This window comes from Thermobaculum sp. T2p (assembly GCF_059335935.1).
In genome coordinates this window covers 67043-88965 of the sequence record NZ_JANZYQ010000014.1, presented here as the reverse complement: position 1 = coordinate 88965, position 21923 = coordinate 67043, and the positions used below count along the sequence as shown (strand labels likewise).

General features: G+C 44.3%; 19 protein-coding genes. 8 read left to right on the top strand and 11 right to left on the bottom strand.

What is annotated here, in order from left to right:
- Positions 1–6: 6 nt before the first annotated feature.
- From N2245_RS07070 to N2245_RS07045, 6 genes are all read right to left on the bottom strand, one after another.
- Positions 7–453: a hypothetical protein gene (locus N2245_RS07070; RefSeq protein WP_494536031.1), complete on the bottom strand. Its 447-nt coding sequence runs from the start codon at positions 451–453 to the stop codon at positions 7–9.
- Between the two features lie 100 nt (positions 454–553).
- Positions 554–1237 (bottom strand): response regulator transcription factor, encoded by a 684-nt coding sequence (locus tag N2245_RS07065; RefSeq protein ID WP_494536030.1) that lies wholly within the window; start codon positions 1235–1237, stop codon positions 554–556.
- A gap of 19 nt (positions 1238–1256) precedes the next feature.
- Entirely contained in the window at positions 1257–2039 is a 783-nt protein-coding gene (locus N2245_RS07060) for a sensor histidine kinase (RefSeq protein WP_494536029.1), read from the bottom strand.
- A 118-nt stretch (positions 2040–2157) separates the two neighbouring features.
- Positions 2158–2514, bottom strand: a complete 357-nt coding sequence (locus tag N2245_RS07055) for a hypothetical protein (protein WP_494536028.1) — start codon at positions 2512–2514, stop codon at positions 2158–2160.
- A gap of 156 nt (positions 2515–2670) precedes the next feature.
- On the bottom strand, positions 2671–3315 hold the full coding sequence (locus tag N2245_RS07050; protein ID WP_494536027.1) for a response regulator: 645 nt from the start codon (positions 3313–3315) through the stop codon (positions 2671–2673).
- Entirely contained in the window at positions 3312–5615 is a 2304-nt protein-coding gene (locus tag N2245_RS07045) for a PAS domain S-box protein (RefSeq protein WP_494536026.1), read from the bottom strand. The genes N2245_RS07050 and N2245_RS07045 overlap by 4 nt, the downstream gene beginning before the upstream one ends.
- A 201-nt stretch (positions 5616–5816) precedes the next feature.
- Between N2245_RS07045 and N2245_RS07040 the strand changes: the two genes are divergently transcribed.
- Together N2245_RS07040 and N2245_RS07035 are read left to right on the top strand one after the other, a co-directional pair.
- Entirely contained in the window at positions 5817–7178 is a 1362-nt protein-coding gene (locus N2245_RS07040; protein WP_494536025.1) for a UDP-glucose dehydrogenase family protein, read from the top strand.
- Between the two features lie 77 nt (positions 7179–7255).
- Positions 7256–7825, top strand: coding sequence for a thioredoxin-like domain-containing protein (locus N2245_RS07035; RefSeq protein WP_494536024.1), 570 nt, complete (start codon positions 7256–7258; stop codon positions 7823–7825).
- 158 nt (positions 7826–7983) lie between these two features.
- On the opposite strand, the gene N2245_RS07030 is transcribed toward N2245_RS07035, so the two are convergent.
- Positions 7984–9069 carry a LacI family DNA-binding transcriptional regulator gene (locus N2245_RS07030; RefSeq protein WP_494536023.1) on the bottom strand — a complete coding sequence of 362 codons (1086 nt, stop codon included), beginning with the start codon at positions 9067–9069 and terminating at the stop codon, positions 7984–7986.
- Between the two features lie 259 nt (positions 9070–9328).
- Here N2245_RS07030 and N2245_RS07025 point away from each other — a divergent pair, with 259 nt between their 5' ends.
- Together N2245_RS07025 and N2245_RS07020 are read left to right on the top strand one after the other, a co-directional pair.
- Entirely contained in the window at positions 9329–10891 is a 1563-nt protein-coding gene (locus N2245_RS07025) for an alpha-amylase family protein (RefSeq protein WP_494536022.1), read from the top strand.
- Positions 10892–10917: 26 nt separating this feature from the next.
- The gene (locus tag N2245_RS07020) at positions 10918–12804 is read left to right on the top strand and encodes a glycoside hydrolase family 127 protein (RefSeq protein WP_494536021.1); all 1887 of its coding nucleotides are present in this window, start codon (positions 10918–10920) and stop codon (positions 12802–12804) included.
- An 83-nt stretch (positions 12805–12887) separates the two neighbouring features.
- On the opposite strand, the gene N2245_RS07015 is transcribed toward N2245_RS07020, so the two are convergent.
- Positions 12888–13565 carry a LuxR C-terminal-related transcriptional regulator gene (locus N2245_RS07015; protein ID WP_494536020.1) on the bottom strand — a complete coding sequence of 226 codons (678 nt, stop codon included), beginning with the start codon at positions 13563–13565 and terminating at the stop codon, positions 12888–12890.
- 262 nt (positions 13566–13827) lie between these two features.
- Between N2245_RS07015 and N2245_RS07010 the strand changes: the two genes are divergently transcribed.
- Entirely contained in the window at positions 13828–16281 is a 2454-nt protein-coding gene (locus N2245_RS07010) for a tetratricopeptide repeat protein (protein ID WP_494536019.1), read from the top strand.
- On the opposite strand, the gene N2245_RS07005 is transcribed toward N2245_RS07010, so the two are convergent.
- Genes N2245_RS07005 through N2245_RS06995 form a run of 3 tightly spaced genes read right to left on the bottom strand, consistent with a single transcriptional unit; the run spans position 16273 to position 18643 of the window.
- Positions 16273–17043 carry an ABC transporter permease gene (locus N2245_RS07005; protein WP_494536018.1) on the bottom strand — a complete coding sequence of 257 codons (771 nt, stop codon included), beginning with the start codon at positions 17041–17043 and terminating at the stop codon, positions 16273–16275. The genes N2245_RS07010 and N2245_RS07005 overlap by 9 nt on opposite strands.
- Positions 17044–17054: 11 nt before the next feature.
- Complete coding sequence (locus tag N2245_RS07000; RefSeq protein ID WP_494536017.1) at positions 17055–18032, bottom strand: ATP-binding cassette domain-containing protein; 978 nt, start codon at positions 18030–18032, stop codon at positions 17055–17057.
- A gap of 2 nt (positions 18033–18034) precedes the next feature.
- On the bottom strand, positions 18035–18643 hold the full coding sequence (locus N2245_RS06995) for a PadR family transcriptional regulator (protein ID WP_494536016.1): 609 nt from the start codon (positions 18641–18643) through the stop codon (positions 18035–18037).
- 105 nt (positions 18644–18748) lie between these two features.
- Here N2245_RS06995 and N2245_RS06990 point away from each other — a divergent pair, with 105 nt between their 5' ends.
- The 3 genes from N2245_RS06990 to N2245_RS06980 are packed head-to-tail and all read left to right on the top strand — an operon-like array spanning position 18749 to position 21919.
- Positions 18749–19177: a hypothetical protein gene (locus N2245_RS06990; protein WP_494536015.1), complete on the top strand. Its 429-nt coding sequence runs from the start codon at positions 18749–18751 to the stop codon at positions 19175–19177.
- Between the two features lie 37 nt (positions 19178–19214).
- Positions 19215–19868 (top strand): hypothetical protein, encoded by a 654-nt coding sequence (locus N2245_RS06985; RefSeq protein ID WP_494536014.1) that lies wholly within the window; start codon positions 19215–19217, stop codon positions 19866–19868.
- 59 nt (positions 19869–19927) lie between these two features.
- Complete coding sequence (locus N2245_RS06980; RefSeq protein WP_494536013.1) at positions 19928–21919, top strand: copper resistance protein CopC; 1992 nt, start codon at positions 19928–19930, stop codon at positions 21917–21919.
- Positions 21920–21923: the final 4 nt, after the last annotated feature.

Here is a 21923-nt window from a genome sequence, read left to right as displayed (position 1 = left end):
GGCATGTTATTTTCCAGATACAAAGATAATCCCCATCCTAACTATTATTAAAAAGATTGACGCTATTAGGAAGAACACAATTATAGTAGTAAGAGGTTTTATAGAGTTACGGGCATCACTAAGCATACCTTCTTGAATTGGAACTACTTCACTCGGTGTATCATCACCAGACGCTATGGAAGGGACATCCTGATTATCCAGTAAGCTAGACTTTAGCTGCTCACTCACCTTGGAAAGGATCGCATACTTGGTGCTAAGCTTGTCCAAGCGCTCCTGCAAGTAATTGATTCTGGATACAATACTAGCACGCTCTACCAATGCTGCTTCCAGAATAGACCACAAGCCTGAGTCCTGCGCAATAGATATAACTCCGTCAACTACACCTAACCTGTTAGTTAGCTTTATCAGGTCATCTTTGACTTGAGCTTGGAGTCCATCCACTCGCTCAAGCATTGAGCTGATATCCCGAGCAAGTACACAGAGATCTTCATGGGGTTGTGGCATTTTGCACCCAATCTTACAGAACCCAGATCTATAATTGCCCGAGTTGCATTCAAGAAGGAACCATAAACTTATATCCTACTCTAGGTAGAACAACTATGTTGCCCAGCGATTCATTAGGCATGCCTAGCTTTCTGCGAATATGGCTTATATGAGTTTTAAGGAGAGACTCATCTCCCTCATCGTATCCCCAAGCATACTCAACTAGTCTAGAGGAAGGTACCACTCTACCAGCATTTGCAACAAGTATATAGAGCAGCTTGAATTCTGTAGGAGTCAAGTGTATTTCCCTACCATCCAGGAGGACCTCATGTGTATCCCTGTCAAGGGATAGCGGCCCGGATACTAACTTGCCTGAAAAGTCAACGCTAGAAGCACTTGAATTGCGCTTGGCCACAGCTCGTATCCGCATAGCCAATTGTCTATGACTAAAAGGCTTAGTCACGTAATCATCCGCGCCTATATGGAATCCTTGAACTATATGGTCCTCATCATTTAGCGCAGTCAGTAAAATCACAGGTGTATTAGATTGCTCCCTGATACGCTTGCAGACTTCAAAACCGTTCATCTTAGGCATATTCGCATCTAGAACCACTACATCAGGGTGATCCATCTGCCATCTACGTAGAGCTTGCAATCCATCACTTGCTGCTATGACATTGAAGCCCTCCCTTCTTAATGCATAGGCTGTAACATCAAGCATATCCAAATCATCATCAGCTACTAACACCTTCACCTTATCCCCTCCATGATTCTTATATACTTATAAAAAGTCTGCTGCTAGAGGACTTAGGCGTCTTATCCAAGGCTAGCGGGATACGAAACCAGAAGGTGGTTCCTATTCCCTTAGAGCTTTGCACACCCACAACGCCTCCATGCATCTCTACTATCGCCTTCACGATAGAAAGCCCCAACCCTTGCCCCTTAGAGTAAGACTCTCTGCCAACACTACCACGGAAAAATGATTCGAATACTCTATCCAACTCTGAAGAATCCATACCTGGTCCGTGATCTCGGACTCTTGTTTCGACAAAGTTATCTATTTCCAAAATTTCGACTTCTATCTGATCACCATCAAGAGAATAGTTGATGGCGTTGTTGAGTAAGTTGATTATCACATGCTTGAGCCTGACTTTATCTGCCCAAGCTGGAGATAGTTTCTTGGGCGCAAGTAATAAGATCCTTTTATTCTTCTGATCAGCTATCGGAGCCAAAATCTGCACTGCTTCACGAACGCAATCAACTATAGATACGGGCTCCAGCTTCAACACCAACCTTCTATCCACAATGGCAGTCCAAGTCTCAATATCCTCGACCATAGTCTTGAGCCAATTGACGCTTTTCTTTAGATGGCTAATTAGCCCCTTACATTCGTTGCTTTCTTGCGACTCTTCAAGCAGGTCTGCGATCAAACTAATAGTAGAAAGGGGAACCTTCAACTCGTGGGAAAACCTGGCCATGGCTTGTAAGTCCTTATTTTGCAGGTGATTGAAGGACTTAGAACTACTGTAGTTCGAACCGATTAGAGCATTACTCATCTGAAGCCCCTTTCTATTAGCATCGTTCCTGTTGCAACAATGAGCATACTGCAAGGGGCTACAAACTTCATCACCTAAAAAGGTAATTTTCAAGTAACTAAAATTGTGAATTTTCGGTTTAAGGAGACTCTATCCTGTAGATAATATTGTCGAGGATCTCCAGAAAGTCGCCTAAGGTTATATCCTCGTAGTAGGATTGAACCTTACCATTGAGGTAAAAAATAGAGTTCTTACCTTTATAGTAAAGGGTTATCCAAACGGTGGGTACATCTGTACACTTAAAACTCTCTAGCGGTAGGTCAGATATCACTAGAATCTTCTTCCCCAAATCACGGCACCGATTTGGTAAATTCTCAAGTTCAATGCAGACAACTTCAAGCTTAGGTCTAAGCCTGTATATCGCACCCGATATGGCTTCCCTGTAAACTCTAGGACTATTAGCAACCACTACGACGGGCTTCTCAACGGTTTCCATAATATCACCTGTGAAAACACGTCATGTCTTACCTTTGTAAGTTAGAATAAATAAAGATTAGTATGATTGAGTATTATTGAAGTAGATGCTTTGGTTTAACCTCTGTGTAGGTTTAATTTTTTACGAGATTTTTATGCGGACGGTGTAAAGCAATATTTACAAGCTTATAGCTCCATGTCTGAGTGCGAACAGTACGGCTTGTAGTCTAGAATTAGTATCTAGCTTACGTAATATGTTATTGGCATGTTTGTGAGCCGTATCCACGGTTATGTTGAATCTTGCGGCTATCTCCTTATCGCTTAGACCCTCTGCTATTGCCTGTAATATCTCCCTCTCCCTGTCAGTAAGTTGTCCTATCTTATCTCTGGCATTTGCATCCTCTATTCTGGCTCTACCAGCTAGAAGTAAAAGCTCAGCTATTTCCTGGGGACTATGAATTGAACCACCAGCTGATATGCATCTAATAGCCTGAATTATGTCTTGTACTCTGGATAGCTTTAGCATTACACCGTCAGCACCAGCATCTATAGCCCTAGCCAAATCTAGCTTGTTCATACTGCCGGTCAACACTAATACATGGCAAGCAGGATTCGATGACTTTATCTCCCTCACAAAATCTACGCCATTACCATCTGGTAACCCCAGATCCAGTAGTACTAAGTTGACACTCTGTAGATATTTCCTGGCCTCGGCTATGCTACCGGCCTGGGAAATGACGCTAATATCTTCCTCTATACTGCAGATTAGAGCTAAAGCCTCTCTAAATGCTGTATGATCATCTACAAGCAAAAGCTTGATCATGTTACCACCCGCTCCAGGTAGAAAGAAAAAACAGAACCCTTGCCAAGTTGAGAAGAGACTTCCAGATCTGAACCATGAAGCTGGATTATACGCCTAGAAACATAGAGTCCTAGACCAAGTCCCGGCAATTTTCTACCCAGAAGATCCCTACCACGTCCGAACTTACGAAAAATCTTATCCATATCGTCAGGATGTATACCAGGGCCATGATCTACAACTTCCAATTTGACCTTGTTTTCTGACACATTAGCTCTAATCAATATAGGGCTATTTCTCTGAGAATACTTAGCGGCGTTGCTAAGCAAATTCCTCATTACCTGTCCTATTCTTTCTCGATCAGCAAGAACTAACACGTCTGTATCGCCAACTACCTCTATAGGATGATATTCAGATAACAAAGATTGACCATAAACATAAGCATCCATGACTATTTCCTTAAGGCTAACCGGCGATAAAGAAACCTCAAAATCGCTCTTCTCATATTCTGAAGCATTGTATACATCACCGGCTAGGCTAGCAAGTACATCTACCTCTCGCTTTATGACATTCAACAGATCCTTATGGCGCATGTTAGCGTTAGCTTGTTCTATGACATCTAGTACAGCTCTGATCGCTGCGATTGGAGAGTTAAGCTCATGGGCAATCATAGCGCTGAAATCGGCTTTCATTTGAGCCAACTCCCGCAGCCTTCTAGTTTGCTCCTGCTCAATAAGCAACAACTTTTCTTGCTGCTCCTCCATACGCTTTCGATCAGTGATATCCGTATCCACATGCAGCACACTTGCAGGTAGGCCTTCCTCATCTCGCTGCAAAGCCTTGTGGCTCAAGATGGTCAGGTGCTTACCATCACGAGTATTGACGTGCAACTCCCCATCCCAAAAACCTACATTCTTCAAGCTGTTATATACATTGGCGTCTACGGACCTGTCGATGTTTATCAGAGAACTGAGAAGCTTGCCCTTTGCTTCCCCTTTGGTCCAGCCATACATTTTCTCAGCACCATGATTCCAATAGATAACAATGCCAGTGTCAAACTCAGTAGCTACTACAGCCACAGGGGCCATATCCAGCATTTGTGCCTGTCTTCTCAGCAACGAGGACTGAACCTTTACAAGCTTCTCTATCTTTGTCCTACGAGTTACATCTCTTAGAATGCACACAAATACAGGAGATTCATCAAGACCGCTGACTCTAGATAAACTGAGTTCAAGATGCAGATCTGCACCATCCCTGCTGCTCCCCATAAGTGTCATATCATATGCTGCGGGCTCCTCATCATTGGATAGGGGAAGCCATTCTTCGGTAAATCCCGGGACAAGCACCTCCAAACGCTTACCTGTTATCTCCTCAGCCTTGTATCCAAATATAGTCTCAACGGCTGGATTACAAGATAATATGCGTGTATCAGCCGACAGGGTGATAATGCCGTCGAGTGCTGACTCAAAAATCATTCGATATTTTTCTTCGCTCTGTCTGAGAGCCTCCTCAAATCTCTTACGGCTAAGAAGAGCACCTAAATACGAGGCAGTCAAGCTAGCTAAATCAATGCTTTGTGCAGTCATTTCAGGTTTAAGACAGAAAAAGTTGAGAACAACTATAGGCTCATCCTTATAGTAAACAGGGATAGCTATTTCGGCACCGAACCCTGCTTCAGAGCTAGACCCATGCTGAACGTTATGCTCGATTAATACCCTTCTTTCCCTGATAGCTTGGGAGGCCAGAAAGTTTCTAGATTCGCCGAGGCTTTCCCAAAAGCATCCTTCTTTGCTTATTGTAAGCTCCCTTGACGAGCCTTGAGGCCATGAAGAAATCAAGGATAACCCACTTCCTTGAGGAACCCATGCAAGCCCGAGATCCCATTCAAGAGCGGTGCACATCAGCCTCAGTACTTGCGTTAAAGCCGTATCCCAATTATCTACTTCAGCTATGGTAAGAGTAATAGCACTCAATAAACGTAGATCCTGTCCTACCCTGCGCCTATCCTTAGTCTTGCTAAATCGAAGGATATATTCAGCAGGGAGGCTATCGCCACAGGACTTTTCAATTTCATATATTACTGGATACATCAAACCATCCTTGGTGGAGAATATCTCAAACCTTGGATCAGCGAGAGTCAAAAGCCTCAAGTTACGCTCAAAATCGCACTCGGAGGCAAAGGTGTGTCTATGCCAAGAATGTAGCACATCATGCACGGTCTTACCTACGACCTCCGAGCTATCCATAGACAGCATTTTCAGAGCAGCATCGTTAGCACAAACGACCGTGCAGTCAGCATCAAACAGTAGGTACCCTTCTTCCATAGCGTATTCACCCATAAGATGAGCTAAGCAAAGACAATTTGTAAATAGACAATAACTAAAGGTTGTTAGATTTTCGTTAGATGGCTGAGAAACATAGAGGCAATTTGACCCTATCTCAACTATTTGCCAAGAGTACAAACAGTTTCTACACCATAACAGCCTACAATAAGAACCACAAGCCAATGCAGGAGATTTACTACCATGTCGAATATCACTATAGTTGGGTGTGGTTATGTTGGACTAGTGACTGGTGCGGTCCTTTCTAAGCTAGGTAATAATGTTATTGGAGTAGATATAGATTCAGAAAGAATAGCCAAGCTGAACGCTGGCATATGCCCCATATATGAACCGGGACTCGTTGAGCTTATAAACGAGCAAACCAGGAATGGCAAACTGGGGTTTACAACCATGTACGAAGAAGCTATTCCTGACTCAAGGTTTGTTTTTATTTGTGTCAACACTCCCCCATCACCTCATGGCGGTGCCGATATGCGGTTCGTGCGCAATGCTGCCAGGGAGATAGGGAGAAACCTATCAGTACAACATAAGACAATAGTAATTAACAAAAGTACTATGCCTCCAGGATCAGGCGATATGGTAGAAGCTATACTCTCTGAAGAGGCACAGCCAGAAGCAGAATTCGCTGTGGTAGCTAATCCAGAATTCCTGCGTGAAGGCAGCGCATTACACGATATGCTGAACCCTGACAGAATAGTCCTGGGATCAAAAGATCAGGAAGCAGCAGAGGCGGTAGCATCCTTATATTCATCGTTTACATGTCCCATATTACTCACCAACATACGCACTGCAGAGATGATCAAATACGCAGCAAACGCTTTCTTAGCCATGAAGATCTCTTTCATCAATGAGATGGCACAGATATGCGAAGCAATAGGAGCCGACGTAAGGCAAGTATCAACTGGTATCGGCTTGGATAAACGCATAGGTACACATTTCCTGCAAGCTGGCATAGGATTCGGAGGATCATGCTTCCCCAAAGATGCGCAGGCTTTGGAATACGTAGCGTCAATATCAGACTGCTACCCTAGAATCCTCAAGGCGGTTCTAGAGGTTAATAGAGAATCAAGGCGCAAATTCGTTACTAAGATAGACAAAGTTGTAGGAGGACTCTACGGCAAAACAGTAGGCGTATGGGGCTTAGCTTTCAAGGCTAACACAGACGATATTAGAGAGGCACCAGCGCTAGATATAATCCCTGAACTATTATCTAGGGGAGCGAACGTCAAAGTCTACGACCCAGCTGCGATGGAGAACGCCAGGCGTATTCTCCCTGAACGCGTCTCATTTTGCGAGAATGCATATGCAGCTGCAGAAAACGCCCATGTATTAGCAATCGTCACCGACTGGGAACAGTTTAGGAGCATAGATCTGATAAAGGTGAAGAAACTAATGACTACTTCCAAGATAGTAGATGGGCGCAACATTTTTGATCCAGAAATAGTAAGAGGATTAGGATTTGAATACGTAGGTATAGGGATACCTTGCTGCCCAAGTGAGCCTGAACGTTACCTACCACAAGCAAGCGTACCTATTTGGCATTAGAAGTAGTAATTATGAATTTGCCTCCTAAACTGCTAGCATACAGTAGCATAGAGTGAAGCAGAATTAGGAGGCACTTATTGGGTCAGAAATCCAACGTCAGAAATAATAATGCATTGATTTTAGGCATAGTAATCGGTGCGATAGTACTCGGTATAGCAATCGTTGCTTTCCTTGTGCTAACAAGCTCCTCCACAAGCAAAGACTTGGGAGGCTATGTACCCCAAGAACAAAGGATACCTAATGAAGGTAGAAGCCATGTAGCTACAGGAATCAAGGTGAATTATAAACACAACCCACCAGCCTCTGGACCTCATTGGCCTTCACCTGCTAACTGGGGAATATATAAAGAGCAAGTGCCAACCGAGGCCTGGGTACATAACTTAGAGCACGGTGGTATTGTAGTACTTTATAAATGTCAACAGAATTGTAAAGAGGTTCAAAAACAGCTCGAAAATCTATACAACTCCATCCCCCCAGATCCAGTATTTAACGAAAAAAAGATACTAATAACCCCGTATCCTTCACTACAAACCAGCTTTGCTGCTCTAGCTTGGGACTACTATCTACCAATGGATTCACTCGACAATCAGCTAGTGCTTCGTTTCTACAGGGAGCATATCAACAAAGGACCTGAACTTGTACCGTAGCTGTTATAGCGAAAACACTATGCCGTATCATCTCTAGCTACAGCAGCCTTACTTCATGTATACATTGCTATAAGCCATGAAGAAACAGAGAAAAGTAACTTAGGGCATAAACTGCTTATGAAATATAAACACAAATGCATACAACTAGAAAAAGAAGGCTAAGAATAGCTTCCTGTCTCGTCTTGAACCGAGTTATAGCTAGCCTTGAGCACTCCACATGATTCCCGTCTGACTAGATAACAAGGCACCTTATGTATCCCTGGCTCAGGGGTAGGTCCTAATATTGCCGAGACAATCATCTCTCCGGCCATACGGCCCATCTCGTACAGCGGTAGAGCCACAGTAGTTAGGGGTGGCACATGATGCGCGGCGAAAGGTCTATTATCAAAACCTACTACCGGAATGTCATCTGGCACTCTGATATCTAGTTCACACAGAGCTCTTATAGCTCCCGCAGCCAAACTATCACTGCAGCAGAACAAGGCATCAGGAGGATTATCCATGCTCATCAAGTCTTTAGCCATCATGTAGCCAGCATCTTCATACCATTTGCCTGAACGTACTAAGCTGGGATCATAGCTAATGCCTGCATTTTCAAGAGCAGACTTATAACCTTCTAGCCTATGATGGGTAGCCTCGTAATGATAAGGGCCATTTATTAGGCCTATACGCTTTCGACCCAGAGATATAAGATGATTCGTGCCTATCTCGGCCCCACCAAAGTCATCAGGAATAATGCAGGGGACATTGATATCCCGAGTATACTGGTAGAGGTACACAACAGGGATTGATCCTAGATCGAGTGCAGGAGCACCTCTTTCCCTGACCTTGTAGCCACTGAGTAATATGACTCCATCTACCTGCTTGTCAAGCAGAAGCTGCAGATGGGCTCTTTCTTTATCAGCATTTCCATAGCTATTGCAAAGGAAAACACTAAATCCTCGGGAGCTGGTAACATCCTCAACACCTCTCATCATAGAGGTAGTGAAGACGCCTTCTAGATCATCTGTAATCAGCCCTATAGTTAGAGTACGTCTAGACTTTAAGCTACGCGCTATACTGTTGGGCCTGAAGTCCAACTTGGCAACCGCACTCATTACCCTCTGTCTAGACTCTTGGCTGACGTGGGGAGCATCATTTAGAACCTTGGAAACTGTAGCCGGTGACACTCCAGCCAGCTTAGCTACATCGCGTATCGTGATCCTTTGGGGTCTCTTCTGCAATGCATTGTTCTTATCACTCATATGCAAGACCTACTAAATTCCAATAAATCTTGAGATTGAATTATAGTATCTCTTATGTTACTTGTTGCTACTCGTCATTATAGATTATCATATTATGAATCGTTTTATAAGAACTTAGGTATTACTACAATTGACAATAAGATTACTTATATAAAACGATTTAGGAAATAGGCTTATGTATGTAAATAATCTTAGTTATAATCCTAAGGATCCCCTACTTCCTCTTCCGGGTGACACCAACATCAGATGGGGGATCCAAGTGTTTACTACTCGCAACCTTTATGCCCTCGCACCAGATAGTATCAAACTATACGAAGCACCGAACTCAATAAGGATCGAGTGCCATGAACTTAGCTGGGCAGGCCAACAACAAAGATCCCAAGGTAGTGTAAAAGCTAGCGTTTGCCTCCAAGATGGCACATACTCATGGTCAATAGAGGCATGGCATCATGAGCCAGTAAAAGCCATAAAGCTATTACTGCACAACCTTCCGGAAGAACCTCTGAAGGCTGGTTTTTGGCATCCAACATCTCCACCAGGTGAAACTCAGAAGCCTTCAAGAGACATACCAATTCGATGGAGATACCCGTGGCCAGAGTGGCTAACACCCTGGGCATGTGTCGGAGAAGCTAGTAAGGCTATTTGTATCAGCGTTAGGGATTCTGAAGTCCGAGCCAAGCGTTTCTACGTGCATAGACCTCCATACTTGGAATATCCAGAGGTTGAAGTTATATGTGAGGAAGACGCGTGTAGATGGGATAGCTACTTTTCTACGCCAGAAATAAGGATGAGAATCGCTAACGGTTTCGATGAAATCACGGAAGATTTCGAGTCGCATCTGAGTTTCTTGGAAGAAGCGTATGGTCTACAGAGGTGGGAGATCAGACAAGATGTACCTAAATGGATGCACGACATTAAACTAGTGGTCAACCTTCATGGTCAGCATTGGACCGGATACGTATTCAACACTTTCCCAAAGATGGCAAAAGCGCTGGAGGAGATAACTAAGCACATCCCTGGGAGGAATGTATTGTGCTACATCCCTGGCTGGGAAGGACGGTATTATTTTCAATATCCTTATTATTCCCCTGGCGAGGACCTAGGTGGTGAAAGGGAGTTCGCAAGGCTCGTCTCTAAAGCTCACCAGCTGGGAGTGAAAATAATGCCTATGTTTGGAGCCAACGGTGCAAACGCACAACTTTATGAGCGTTGGCGAGAGGCTGCTTTCCTCAACAGAACTGGTCGAGTAGTAAGACTGATAAATGCTCCTGATTGGGATACAGATCGATTCGGTGAGGACGATCAGGTATTCCTCAATCCTGGAGAGCCAATGTTCCGAGAACACCTTTTGCAACAGATATCCCAGACAGTAGAAAAATTTGAAGTGGACGGAGTATTTCTGGATACCTCAGCATGCTGGTTCAACGATCCAAGATACAACCTTTACGAAGGATATAAACAACTAGTTGAGTCACTAAGAGCACGATTTCCCAATCTATTAGTAGCTGGAGAGGGTTGGTACGATGCGTTACTAGCTCTATTCCCAGTGAATCAAAGCTGGCTTGGAATATATAGAGGATATAGGTTTCACGAACTACTTACAAGATACTCTAGGGCGTTGGGGCACCTAGCGCAGGGCGCGCCAGGCACAGGCAGTACTGGCGTACATGAGGGAGGTTTCTATCCCTCTGTATATAAGCAACCAGCTTTTGGCCATATAGCTTGCATAACCATAGCTGATGATACCTTGGAGAAGTACTCCGGACTGGTAGCCCAGATATGTAAGGCAGCCCTCGGGATGGCTCAATGGCCGGACGAATAGATGAATAATTATGGAAGGGGAACCTCATGAGTAAGATAAGCAAGGTAGTAGTTGATACCTCGAACAGTCAGCATGCCAAACTCAGGCCTGTGCCAATAGATGGCACGAAACTTCAACAGGGATTTTGGCACGAAAAACTAAAGGTTAACAAGACAGTTACTATCCCAACACAATATGAGCAGATAGAAGCCACAGGAAGATTGGATAACTTTAGAAGGGTAGTGGGCAAAAAGGATGTGCCGTTCCAGGGCAGATATTACAATGACTCGGATGTATACAAGTGGATGGAAGCGGTAAGTTGGTCTCTGGCATACGATTATGATCCCGACTTGGATTCATTGCTGGATCGAGTAATAGAAGATGTAGCAGGAGCCCAATGGCCAGATGGTTATATAAATACCTACTTTTCCCTAGAGCGAGCAGATCAGAGATGGACAAACTTCGACTTACATGAGATGTACTGTGGAGGGCACCTCATACAAGCTGCAGTAGCTCACTACCGCGCTACAGGAAAGACAACCCTATTAGACGTTGCTATCAGGTTTGCTGACCATCTTTGTGATACTTTTGGACCTTCATCCAAGCATGGAAGAGATGGTACCGATGGGCACCCTGAAATCGAGATGGCGCTCGTTGAGCTTTATAGAACCACTGGAAACAATCGTTACCTAGAGCAGGCCAAATATTTCGTGGATGTACGCGGTCACGGAATATTGGGTAGCGCTTATGGTCATATGGGATCAGAGTACCATCAAGACCACAAGCCCTTCAGGGAGATGAGAGAGATAGTTGGACATGCTGTCCGAGCTCTTTATCTAAACTGTGGATCTACCGACATAGAACTAGAGCAACATGATGAAGAGATTAGGGAGTCGCTGCATGCTTTATGGGAAGATATGACCACCCGCAAAATGTACGTGACAGGGGGATTAGGCTCCCGTTACGAAGGTGAATCCTTCGGATCACCATATGAGCTACCTAATGCTAGAGCGTACTGTGAAACCTGCGCAGCTATTGCAAGCATCATGTGGAACTGGAGACTACTGCTACTTGAAGGGGATCCCAAATATGCCGATCTAATAGAACATACCCTATACAATGCAGTGCTGCCAGGTATAGCTCAAAGTGGAGACAAATACTTCTATGAGAACCCATTGGCAGATTACTATGCTCGACATACTAGATCTGCGTGGTTCGAATGTGCTTGTTGTCCTCCCAACATAGCTAGACTCATAGCTTCGTTACCAAGTTACTTGTACTCGACATCCAATAAAGGAGTTTGGATTCACCAATACGTGCCAAGTACTAACCGTGTGCAGATTGAAGATGAAGATGAATTGGAGTTTGTCGTGGAAACAAACTATCCTTGGGAGGATGAAATCAAAATTAAGATACTAACTAATATCCACTGCGCTTTGAATCTGAGGATACCCTCATGGAGTAAGAGTTCAGAGATAACTTTGCCCAATAATGAGCATCTACAAGCAGCTGGAGGAAATTACTTTACTATAGAAAGGCATTGGAAGGCAGGAGATTTGCTCACACTCAGGTTAGAGCTCTCTCCACAAAGGATATACGCACACCCCTATGTAGATGAGGATGTCCAGAAGGTAGTTTTTACAAGAGGCCCGATAGTATTCTGTTTTGAAGACGTCGACAACAAGGGCTTAGACCCCAGAGATGTATTGATACCAGAGAATGCTCGGGTCGTAGATTTCCCCCACAGTGATTTTCAAGGTGTTAGAGCCCTACATATTCAGAGTATGCAGAGACACCTGATACAGCCTCAGACGCTCTACTCTAGGGAGATTCATAAGTATGACGCTGTTCCACAAGAGTGCGTATTAATTCCCTACTTCCTGTGGAACAATAGAGGGAAGAGCCGAATGTCTGTCTGGCTAAATAGAATCTAGTATACGGTTATAACTAGTTATAACTATTTCATATAGAAATCTATATTAAAGACTTCTTGGAGTGAAGTAGACTCCTAAAGCTGCTAAGATACGAACCCAACGAACTCGTTGTCAGTTTCGGCTACGGCGTTATATCTCGCGGCGTAGGCTGCCACTTGAGCTCGATTTTTGAGATGTAGTTTGCTCAGTATATTCCTGAAGTGAAATTTTACAGTATGCTCAGTCACTCCAAGTTTTTCAGCCAGATCGCGCGTTGAGCTGACACCATGCACTAGTAATGACAATATCTCCCTTTCTCGAGACGTCAGTAAGGCAAAGGGTTCGTTCTTAGAAGAATACCTGGTTGTTAGTTCACTTACCAGCTTACGGGCTAGATCAGGTGTAAAGATGATCTCTCCATGTATTACTCTTCTTAGAACACATATGAACCTAGCATAGTCGACCTCTTTAGTAATGTAACCTCTGGCTCCTACTCTCAGGGCATCGAAAACAAGCAGTATATCTTTATCCTCAGCTAATACCACTATCCGAACTTCCGGAGCTTTTGAGCTAATGCTCTCTATAATAGATGTAGATCTTAACCTAGCTTCGGATACATCCATCAAGAGTAGATCAGGCCTAACAGCAATTACCCGCTCAACAAGCATATTTATGTCATCTAGCTCTTCAACAACATCAAAATCTTCCATCATGAGCATATTTCTCAAGCATTGCCGAAAAAGCGTATGAGTATCAAAGAGCATAACCTTAGTACGTGACATTTCTCCTCCCAAACCGGTAGCAATGAGTAATCGTACACCTCTTAGAACTTGAAATATCCAAGGCCAAAAATAGTTTGATTCAACAAGAAATCCTTTACCATGAATTTGCCTTGACATCACACACACAATTACCAACACTTTTTCCCACACAAATACTGGAACATTCTCTAGCAGATGCGGAGATTAACTGTTATTCTATGTTTATCGGTCGATAACATTTTCCTTCGTAGCGGATGCATAAGGCGGGGAGAAGTAACAAGTTATGGAATCCGAGCCAGAACCCTTCGGGAGCCTCCTTAGAAGCTTCCGAATAAGGAATAAGCTCACACAGGAAGAGCTAGCAGAGAAGTCAAACCTTAGTGTGAGAGCCATAAGTGACCTGGAGCGAGGTATTAAGCTAACCCCCAGACGTGACACTATAGAACTTCTAGCTCAGGCATTGAATCTTACAGAGGAAGAAAAAGCTAGGTTTGATCAATCCGCAAGGGCTCATAGATATACTGGGCAGAAAGTACTAATAGGGCGGCTGATGCCCATCTCCCTGACGCCATTTGTAGGTCGAGAAAAAGAAATAAAGGATATCATAGATATCCTTCAAAAGCCCTATGTAAGATTATTGACACTAACAGGTCCGGGCGGTACTGGCAAGACCCGCATGGCAATGGAGTTAGTTAAGCGCTTAGATGATACGCTTTTGGAGGGGATATATTTAGTGCCTCTAGCTCCAGTAATGGACCCAGAATTGGTACCGCACGTGATAGCCAGAACCCTAGAAGTGGACGAGAGCATCTCTACTAACGTGCTTAGCAATATCGTTGGGTTCATACAGAACAAAAGACTACTTATAGTCTTGGATAACTTTGAGCATCTTGTATCTAAAGCGTCCTTTGTTGCTGATCTTATCGCCAATGCCCCGAACTTGAAGGTCATAGTCACTAGCAGAGCTCCTCTACAAATTTATGGTGAGAATATCTATTCCATACCTCCAATGACTCTACCTTCGTCTCCGAACATCACATCTTCAGAGGCGATGAAATATGAGAGCGTCAACTTATTCGTCCAGCGAGCTAATGCTATAATTCCTAACTTCCAGTTAAACGACAACAACGCATCTACTATAGTTGAGATATGTCGCAGGGTAGATGGTTTGCCCCTGGCTATAGAATTGGCAGCTTCCAGGATAAATGTCTTGACCCCATCGGCTCTTCTTGAGAGGTTACGCGAGCCCATGAAAGTACTTACAAGGGGAGCTCAAGATGCTCCCCCTAGGCATCAGGCATTAAAGAACACGATTGATTGGAGCTATGAACTACTTAGTCCAAGTGAGCGTAAGTTGTTTGCGCGTCTAAGTGTGTTCACTGGTGGTAGATCATTGGAAGCCATAGAGCGAATCTGTTTACTAAGCGAAGATGAGTTCAACGAGTCAATAATAGATATGATCGAATCACTAGTTCAGCAAAGTCTACTTCGCAGAGATGAGAGCTTCTCAGGTCAGCCAAGATTTTACATGTTGGAGACTATTCATGAGTATGCTCGCCTGAAGCTTGAAGAATCTGGTGAAGGTGATCTGCTGCGTCAAAGACACTTAGCATATTTCTACGATTTATCTGTTAGAGCTAGGTACGAGCTTGAAGCAGGAATAAATCAGGAATATTGGGTGAAGGTCCTAGATGAGGAAATAGGCAACTTGAGAAGCGCCCTCTCTTGGGCAACGGACAAATCACCAGAAACAGCACTGACATTAGCTGCTAACCTTTGGCGTTTCTGGCAAATAAGAGGTTACCTCTTAGAGGGCAGTCGTTGGTTGGATGCAGCTTTGAGGGCTGCAGATAATGCTCGAGACGAGATTAAAGCTGAGGCTCTGCATGGTCTAGGAGTACTGGCACATGGACAAGGTGACTATAACTCTGCAGACAAGTATTACCAGCAGAGTTTACAAATATTTGAGTCAACTCAAAATAAGGAAGGCATATCTCATCTTCTTCACGCCCTCGGAACGCTAGCCTGGATGAGAGGTGAGCTCGACAAGGCAGAAGATCTCTTCAATCGTAGCTTAGAGATTCGTAAGCAGTTGGGTGATCCCAGACAAATAGCCGTAGCATTGAATAACTACGGATACATAGCCCTACTCAAGGGCAAACTTGATACCGCAGAAGCCATGTGTGCTGAGAGTCTAGTCCTGAGCAGAACCAACAGAGACTCGTGGTGCACAGCACTATCCCTCAGCAACTTGGGCAGAATATATCTAGAAAAGGGAGAGATAAAACCCGCTATTGATAGTCTGCTCGAGGGTATCAGGTTATTGGAAGAATTGGGAGACAAAAGAGACTTGGCGATTGCACTCACAAACTTGGCTTGTTGTTATATGGTAGTAGATAAATCTATCGAAGCCAAGGTCCATTTATCCAGAGCTCTTCAGACGCTACTTGAACTTGGGAACAAACTAGATATTGCATATTGCATCGAGACTACTGCCCAACTTGCCATCACAAACGGAGAGATTGACATTGGTGCCGATATGGCAAGCACGGCTGAATACCTGCGTAGATCTATAGGATATGAGCTACCCCCTATAGAGGAAGAGAGACATAAAAGATACGTGTTGGAGTTGATACCTCTGGAATCGCCAGAAATGGCCAACTCCAGAGGTATCAAGCATGCTATTTACTGGGAAAAAGAAATCAGTAAGTTTCTGGAATGGCTGAACTCAGGATGACCTGCGGTAGAAGCTAAACGACCTCGTAGCAAATATTCCACATATTAGTGAAAAGACAAGCAAAAGTAGAGCTCTGCCCCAAACACCATCCCAGTTGGCACCCATAAGAGCATCCCTAGCCCCGTCAACTGCCCAGTTAACTGGGTTCAACTTAGCTATATTTCTTATCCAGCTTGGCATTAGAGCAGCAGACATAAAAGCAGTCGACAAGAAAGTTAAAGGTAAGCCAAAGAAATTTATTACCGCTATGAGCGTCTCTTCTCTCTTAGTGAGTAGCGCTATACCATTAGAGAGAGCCGATAGCCCTGAAGCAAGTAATCCTCCTAACACAATCAATGCCAACACTCCCAAGAACCCTCCTGGAAATCTGGCTCCAAGCAGGAACCCCACAAGCAATATAATAATGCCTTGGAAAAGCACTGTAAGGGCAGAGTGTAGGACACGAGCTGTGATTAATGCCCCTCTGTTTACTGGAGTAGCCAAGAGCCTGTCCATGACACCATCGTTGAGGTCTTGGATTATCCCCATCCCTGCCCAGGCAGACCCAAACATAGATGTCATGATCACTACTCCTGGGGTAAGAAACTGGATGTACGAAGAGCTACCAAAACCAGGGAGCTCTACTACCCTTCTAAATAATTGACCATATAGAGTCAACCATACTACAGGTTGGACAAGCGTTACAAAAATCCATATTGGAATGCGTAAAGTAGTCATCACATGTCTAATGAGCAGACGAAAGGTATCATTTATAAAGTTCATAGGTCATTCTCCTAAAGGGATTTGATCGTGTCGGCGCCTTCCAGCGTCCCTTCTGCAACGAAACGATGGCCAGTATGATACAGATAGACATCATCTAGGGATGGTCTGCTTAAAGCTACAGATCTTACCGAAATTCCTGATCCCTCAAGAGCAGTTACTATAGCGGGGATAGCAGTAGCTCCGTTCTCCACCCTGGCGACTAAGGCATGGTCAGTGACAATGATGTCTATAACCTGTGGCAGCAGCTTGAGACGTTCATTAGCTTCATCCACATGTCCCTCAATCTCCACAGTTACCCTATCTCCACGAATCCCTGCCTTCAGATCAGAGGGGGAACCTTCTGCTACAACTACTCCGTGATCAACTATGGCCAACCTATCACAGAGATAATCCGCTTCATCCAGGTAGTGAGTTGTCAATAGCACGGATATGTTTTGTTCCCTCTTCAATCTAAGTAAGTCCTGCCACAACGCAGATCGAGTTTCAGGGTCAAGACCAGTGGTAGGTTCATCTAGGAAAAGTACGCTTGGGTTATGTACCAGCCCCATCGCTATATCAAGTCGTCGCTTCATACCTCCTGAGTAAGTCTGCACAAGTCTGTCTGCAGCTTCTGATAGACCAACCCATTCAAGTAGTTCGTTCACTCTATGCTTCAGTTGTGATTTAGGAACCCTTTGCAGGTGCCCCTGTAGCATCAGATTTTCTCTGCCAGTCGCGTACTTATCTACCCCAGATGACTGAGCTACATACCCTATCTTGCTTCTGACGCGCTGCGGCTCTAGCACCACATCATGGCCAGCCACCAATGCTTTACCAGAGTCAGGTTTGGTCAAGGTAGCTAGTATCCTAACTGTCGTGCTCTTACCGGCACCATTAGGTCCCAATAGGCCGAATATCTCTCCTTGTTTTACATAGAAGGATACTCCCTTGACTGCTTGCACCCCGTTCCTGTAAGTCTTCTTTAACTGTTCAGCTACAATAGCCTCCATGGCTACTTCCCCTCCCTATCATGTATTAGCGATTGCCTGTGCCAAGATCTCCATGGCTCTATTCCCTCAAGCTTGCCCTCCTTTATGTCTTTATATATCCCTTCTAACCAATTAAGCTCAGCTTCCTTCAGAGCAATCTCATACTCCAGCTCCAATATGAATAACCTCTCCAATCCTTGTTTTCTGAGTACCTTCTCTTGGGTTTTCATTGCCTGGACTATATCTCTGAGCCGGTCTATGCGCTTCGCAATGAGTCCTAATGCCCTCTCAGGTGACAATGTAGCTATAAATGACAGTCCGGCACCCAATTGCGTGTACTCTTTGACGGGGTTGGCCAAAAGATCTTCCAGCCAAGAGTAGAAGTAGTTCTTCCCAGCACTAGTGATTGCATATACAGTACGCTCTGGTCTGTTACCCTCCCTCTCTTTCTCGATAGGCTCTATAAATCCAAGAGAGTGCAACTTATCCACAACTGTGTAGAGCGAGCCATAACGTATCTTAATGCTTTCGTGCTTATGCCACTCCCTTAAGGTAGAAGCTATGTCGTAGGGATGCATAGGACGGACCAATAACACCCCTAAGACGGCTAGGCCTAATGGATTAGAAATCAACTTCTCAGCTCCCATATACGTATACGAATATACTATGGCGTATATATCTTGTCAAGGATTTGTTTGAGTTTTCAGAAATAGACAGATACACTTTTACGAGAATATATGCTCATGCTCGCATCCTCGTACCACACAAGAATAATTACGCACATATTGTTAATCCTGCTGGTTAGCTTTATGGTGCCGGCTATTAACATGGTCTGGCAGTTAGGAGGGCATGCGACTCTAGAACAAGCTGAGCTACATGATCAAGCTATAGCTGAAGGTCGATTCATGCACCATCACGTGCAAGAAATAAATCACCATAGCATCTCTGATGATTCAATAAGCGATCTGTATATTCCCGAACAACAGGTAAAGTCGATACTTAGTAGCGTTGTCTTCACAGGGGATAATCTATCAGCTCACATAATTTACGCAGACTTACCGATAGACAAAGGCAAATGTCCTCTATCAGCTAGTAAACAAATAGCACCTACTCAGAATCATGTCATACCTGATCATTATCCTCCTAGGAAAACCCCTAGAGCTTGAAAGAACGTAATCTAGATAAAACCTAGGAGGATCAATCATGTCACGTGTAATGCTAACCCTTAGGGTATTTGCATCTATTCTCCTGATAGTCCTGTTTATGTCAGGAGTAGCCGGAGCACACGAACACCGGCAGGTAGGGAAATACGAGTTAGTTGTAGGTTTTCAGAATGAACCTGCCTATGTAGGAGAACCGAATGGTATCTGGATACAGGTAACTGAATCGACAGGCCATGGGAATCAATCTAATAATCAAGAATCCGATGAGCACGAAGAGACTGGCAAGCCTATAGAGGGTCTTGAAAAAACTTTAAAGGCAGAGGTTATTCAAGGTAGTAGCCGCATGCAAGTGCCCCTGAGCCCTGCATGGAATCAGCCAGGTGTTTATGTAGGGAATTTTATACCAACTGTAGCTGGGGATTATAAGTTTCACTTCACAGGATCAATCAACGGACAAAATATAGACGAAACATTTGAAAGTGGCCCCAACCGATTCAGCCCTGTGGAAGATGTCGCGGCTTTACAGTTCCCTGTTAAAATTGGTAACCCTTCTCAGATCAGCTCGGAGATAGATGAAGCTCGATCTACAGCAAATCAGTCCAGGATCCTAGGTGTTGCAGGGCTGGTGATTGGTGCTATAGGGCTAGCCACCGGGTTAACTGCCCTGGCCAGCAGAAGGAGATACAAGGTCTAAAAGGAAGATTAGGTCGCTAGTAGGAGGCAGCTGCGCTGCCTCCTACTAAGGAGCTTGCTATGCGAAGATATATATTATTTATAGTTCTAATAATGCTCGTTTGGTTTCTAACTTTGCATCCTAATCCTGCAGAGGCACATGCTTCCCTGGAAAGATCGGACCCACCCGCTTATGCATCTCTCAGTTCAGCCCCCGCTAGGGTAAGATTGTGGTTCGCAGAGCCCGTCGAGCCCAAATTTACCTCGATAGAAATCTATGACTCGTTAGGTCGAAGAGTAGACTATGGAGATCTCAGGATAGAGGATGATGGAAAGGTAGTAAGCGTAGGGCTAAGAAAAGACGCCAATGGAGTGCTCACTGTAGAGTGGTCAAATGTATCTAAAGTGGATGGGCATGGAATATCAGGTTCTTTTGTCTTTGGCATAGGCACCCGCAGTATTCCCCAGCAGGAAAACACATCACAGCGACCTAATACTAGTTTCAAGTTTGTATTTGCATCAACCATAGTAAGGTTTCTGAACTTCCTTTTCATGGCAATCGCACTAGGAGGCTTGATCTTCCAGCTAGTAGTTGTAAATCATGTCAGCAAGCTAAGTAGCAGTAAGCATCTATCAGCACCTATCAATCAGGTAGTCAGATTGTCCACCTTTGCGCTTCTTTTAGTCAGCCTAATGATATGGCCACTGGAGGTATGGGCTTCTGGAGAGGTTAAGCTGTCCAGCATGGGCAACATTCTGGATACAAGGTTAGGGCTGATATGGTTGATACGACTGATACTAGTGATTCTAAGCGTATCGATATTAACGATTGTTCCAAACAACGAATACACTTCATGGATAGCTGTGTTCACCAACTTAGGAGTAGTGCTTACTACATCACTCATCAGTCATAGTGCGTCATCTATATCATCCCTCATCAATGATTACCTTCACCTTACTGCGATGGCTATATGGGTAGGTGGTTTGCTCTGCTTCATCCTGCTGTTGTCTAGGTCGACCGAGCCAACTAGGGATGAGCAAGCTATATTTCAGATACTGCCTGCCTTCTCGAGAATAGCTATAACGTGTGTAGCAGTATTGGCAGCCACTGGCATCTATTCGGCTTTCATACATATACGTTATATGAATGCGTTGACTGGAACCATCTACGGATTATTAGTACTAAGCAAAGCTATACTCCTATTACCTGCATTGATGATCGCAGCAGGAAACCTATATATAGGTAGTAAGAGATTACAGCAAGCAGTAAAAAGACTCCCGTGGTTTCCAATAAACACTCGGCAACTACTATTATCCACCCGGGTAGAAGGGCTAATTATCATAGTTATACTGCTGACTACTGGCGTCTTGACAACCCTATCACCACCTGTTTCTGGTCAAAGATCGAACGCGGCTTTCTATGCAGAGACCAAAGCAGATTCGGCAACAATATCACTTAGCGTAGATCCAGCTTTTGCGGGTGTTGCTAACAGTATAGATATAGAACTCAGCAAAGGTGGTTTACCAATTTCAAACGCTAGTGAGGTACTAGTTAGATTTAGCAATCCTGGTGAGGGCATATCTCAAAGCGAGGCTAAGGCTAGAAATGTCGGAAACGGTCATTACACTCTCTACGGCCCCTACTTTGGGATAGCTGGGGACTGGGAGGTTCAGATAGTAGCGCATATACCAGGTAAGGCAGATGCAAACAGCATTTTCCTAGTACCAATAGATCCGATACGGGTTATAACACAAGATGGTACAACAGTCTCTCTTGATACCGAGCCTAGATGGATATATCTAGGAGAAACAAACCGTTTTAGGATAACTGTAAGCAACAGCAGGTCTGGAGCCCCTGTAGCCGATGCCCAGATCAAGATGGCATTCCTGATGCCTGCACACGGGCATTTCCTGGATGTGTTTGTCAGTCGACAAAGCCCAGGGGTGTTTGTAACTGGTGATGTCGAAATGCCTATGGTCGGAGAATGGGTAGCCGAGATTCAAGTTTCTATTCCTGGACAACGTGTAAAGACCTACCAAATACAACTCCTAGTACACACAAGGCAACAATAGAGCT

Bases quoted from the DNA above. Each gene is read 5' to 3' on its own strand.
- N2245_RS06990 (WP_494536015.1), top strand. From the start codon at position 18,749: ATGCTCATGCTCGCATCCTCGTACCACACAAGAATAATTACGCACATA.
- N2245_RS06980 (WP_494536013.1), top strand. From the start codon at position 19,928: ATGCGAAGATATATATTATTTATAGTTCTAATAATGCTCGTTTGGTTT.
- N2245_RS07020 (WP_494536021.1), top strand. From the start codon at position 10,918: ATGAGTAAGATAAGCAAGGTAGTAGTTGATACCTCGAACAGTCAGCAT.
- N2245_RS07055 (WP_494536028.1), bottom strand. From the start codon at position 2,514: ATGGAAACCGTTGAGAAGCCCGTCGTAGTGGTTGCTAATAGTCCTAGA.
- N2245_RS07015 (WP_494536020.1), bottom strand. From the start codon at position 13,565: ATGTCACGTACTAAGGTTATGCTCTTTGATACTCATACGCTTTTTCGG.
- N2245_RS07030 (WP_494536023.1), bottom strand. From the start codon at position 9,069: ATGAGTGATAAGAACAATGCATTGCAGAAGAGACCCCAAAGGATCACG.
- N2245_RS07005 (WP_494536018.1), bottom strand. From the start codon at position 17,043: ATGAACTTTATAAATGATACCTTTCGTCTGCTCATTAGACATGTGATG.
- N2245_RS07070 (WP_494536031.1), bottom strand. From the start codon at position 453: ATGCTTGAGCGAGTGGATGGACTCCAAGCTCAAGTCAAAGATGACCTG.
- N2245_RS07040 (WP_494536025.1), top strand. From the start codon at position 5,817: ATGTCGAATATCACTATAGTTGGGTGTGGTTATGTTGGACTAGTGACT.
- N2245_RS07060 (WP_494536029.1), bottom strand. From the start codon at position 2,039: ATGAGTAATGCTCTAATCGGTTCGAACTACAGTAGTTCTAAGTCCTTC.
- N2245_RS07050 (WP_494536027.1), bottom strand. From the start codon at position 3,315: ATGATCAAGCTTTTGCTTGTAGATGATCATACAGCATTTAGAGAGGCT.
- N2245_RS06985 (WP_494536014.1), top strand. From the start codon at position 19,215: ATGTCACGTGTAATGCTAACCCTTAGGGTATTTGCATCTATTCTCCTG.
- N2245_RS07000 (WP_494536017.1), bottom strand. From the start codon at position 18,032: ATGGAGGCTATTGTAGCTGAACAGTTAAAGAAGACTTACAGGAACGGG.
- N2245_RS07010 (WP_494536019.1), top strand. From the start codon at position 13,828: ATGGAATCCGAGCCAGAACCCTTCGGGAGCCTCCTTAGAAGCTTCCGA.
- N2245_RS07045 (WP_494536026.1), bottom strand. From the start codon at position 5,615: ATGGAAGAAGGGTACCTACTGTTTGATGCTGACTGCACGGTCGTTTGT.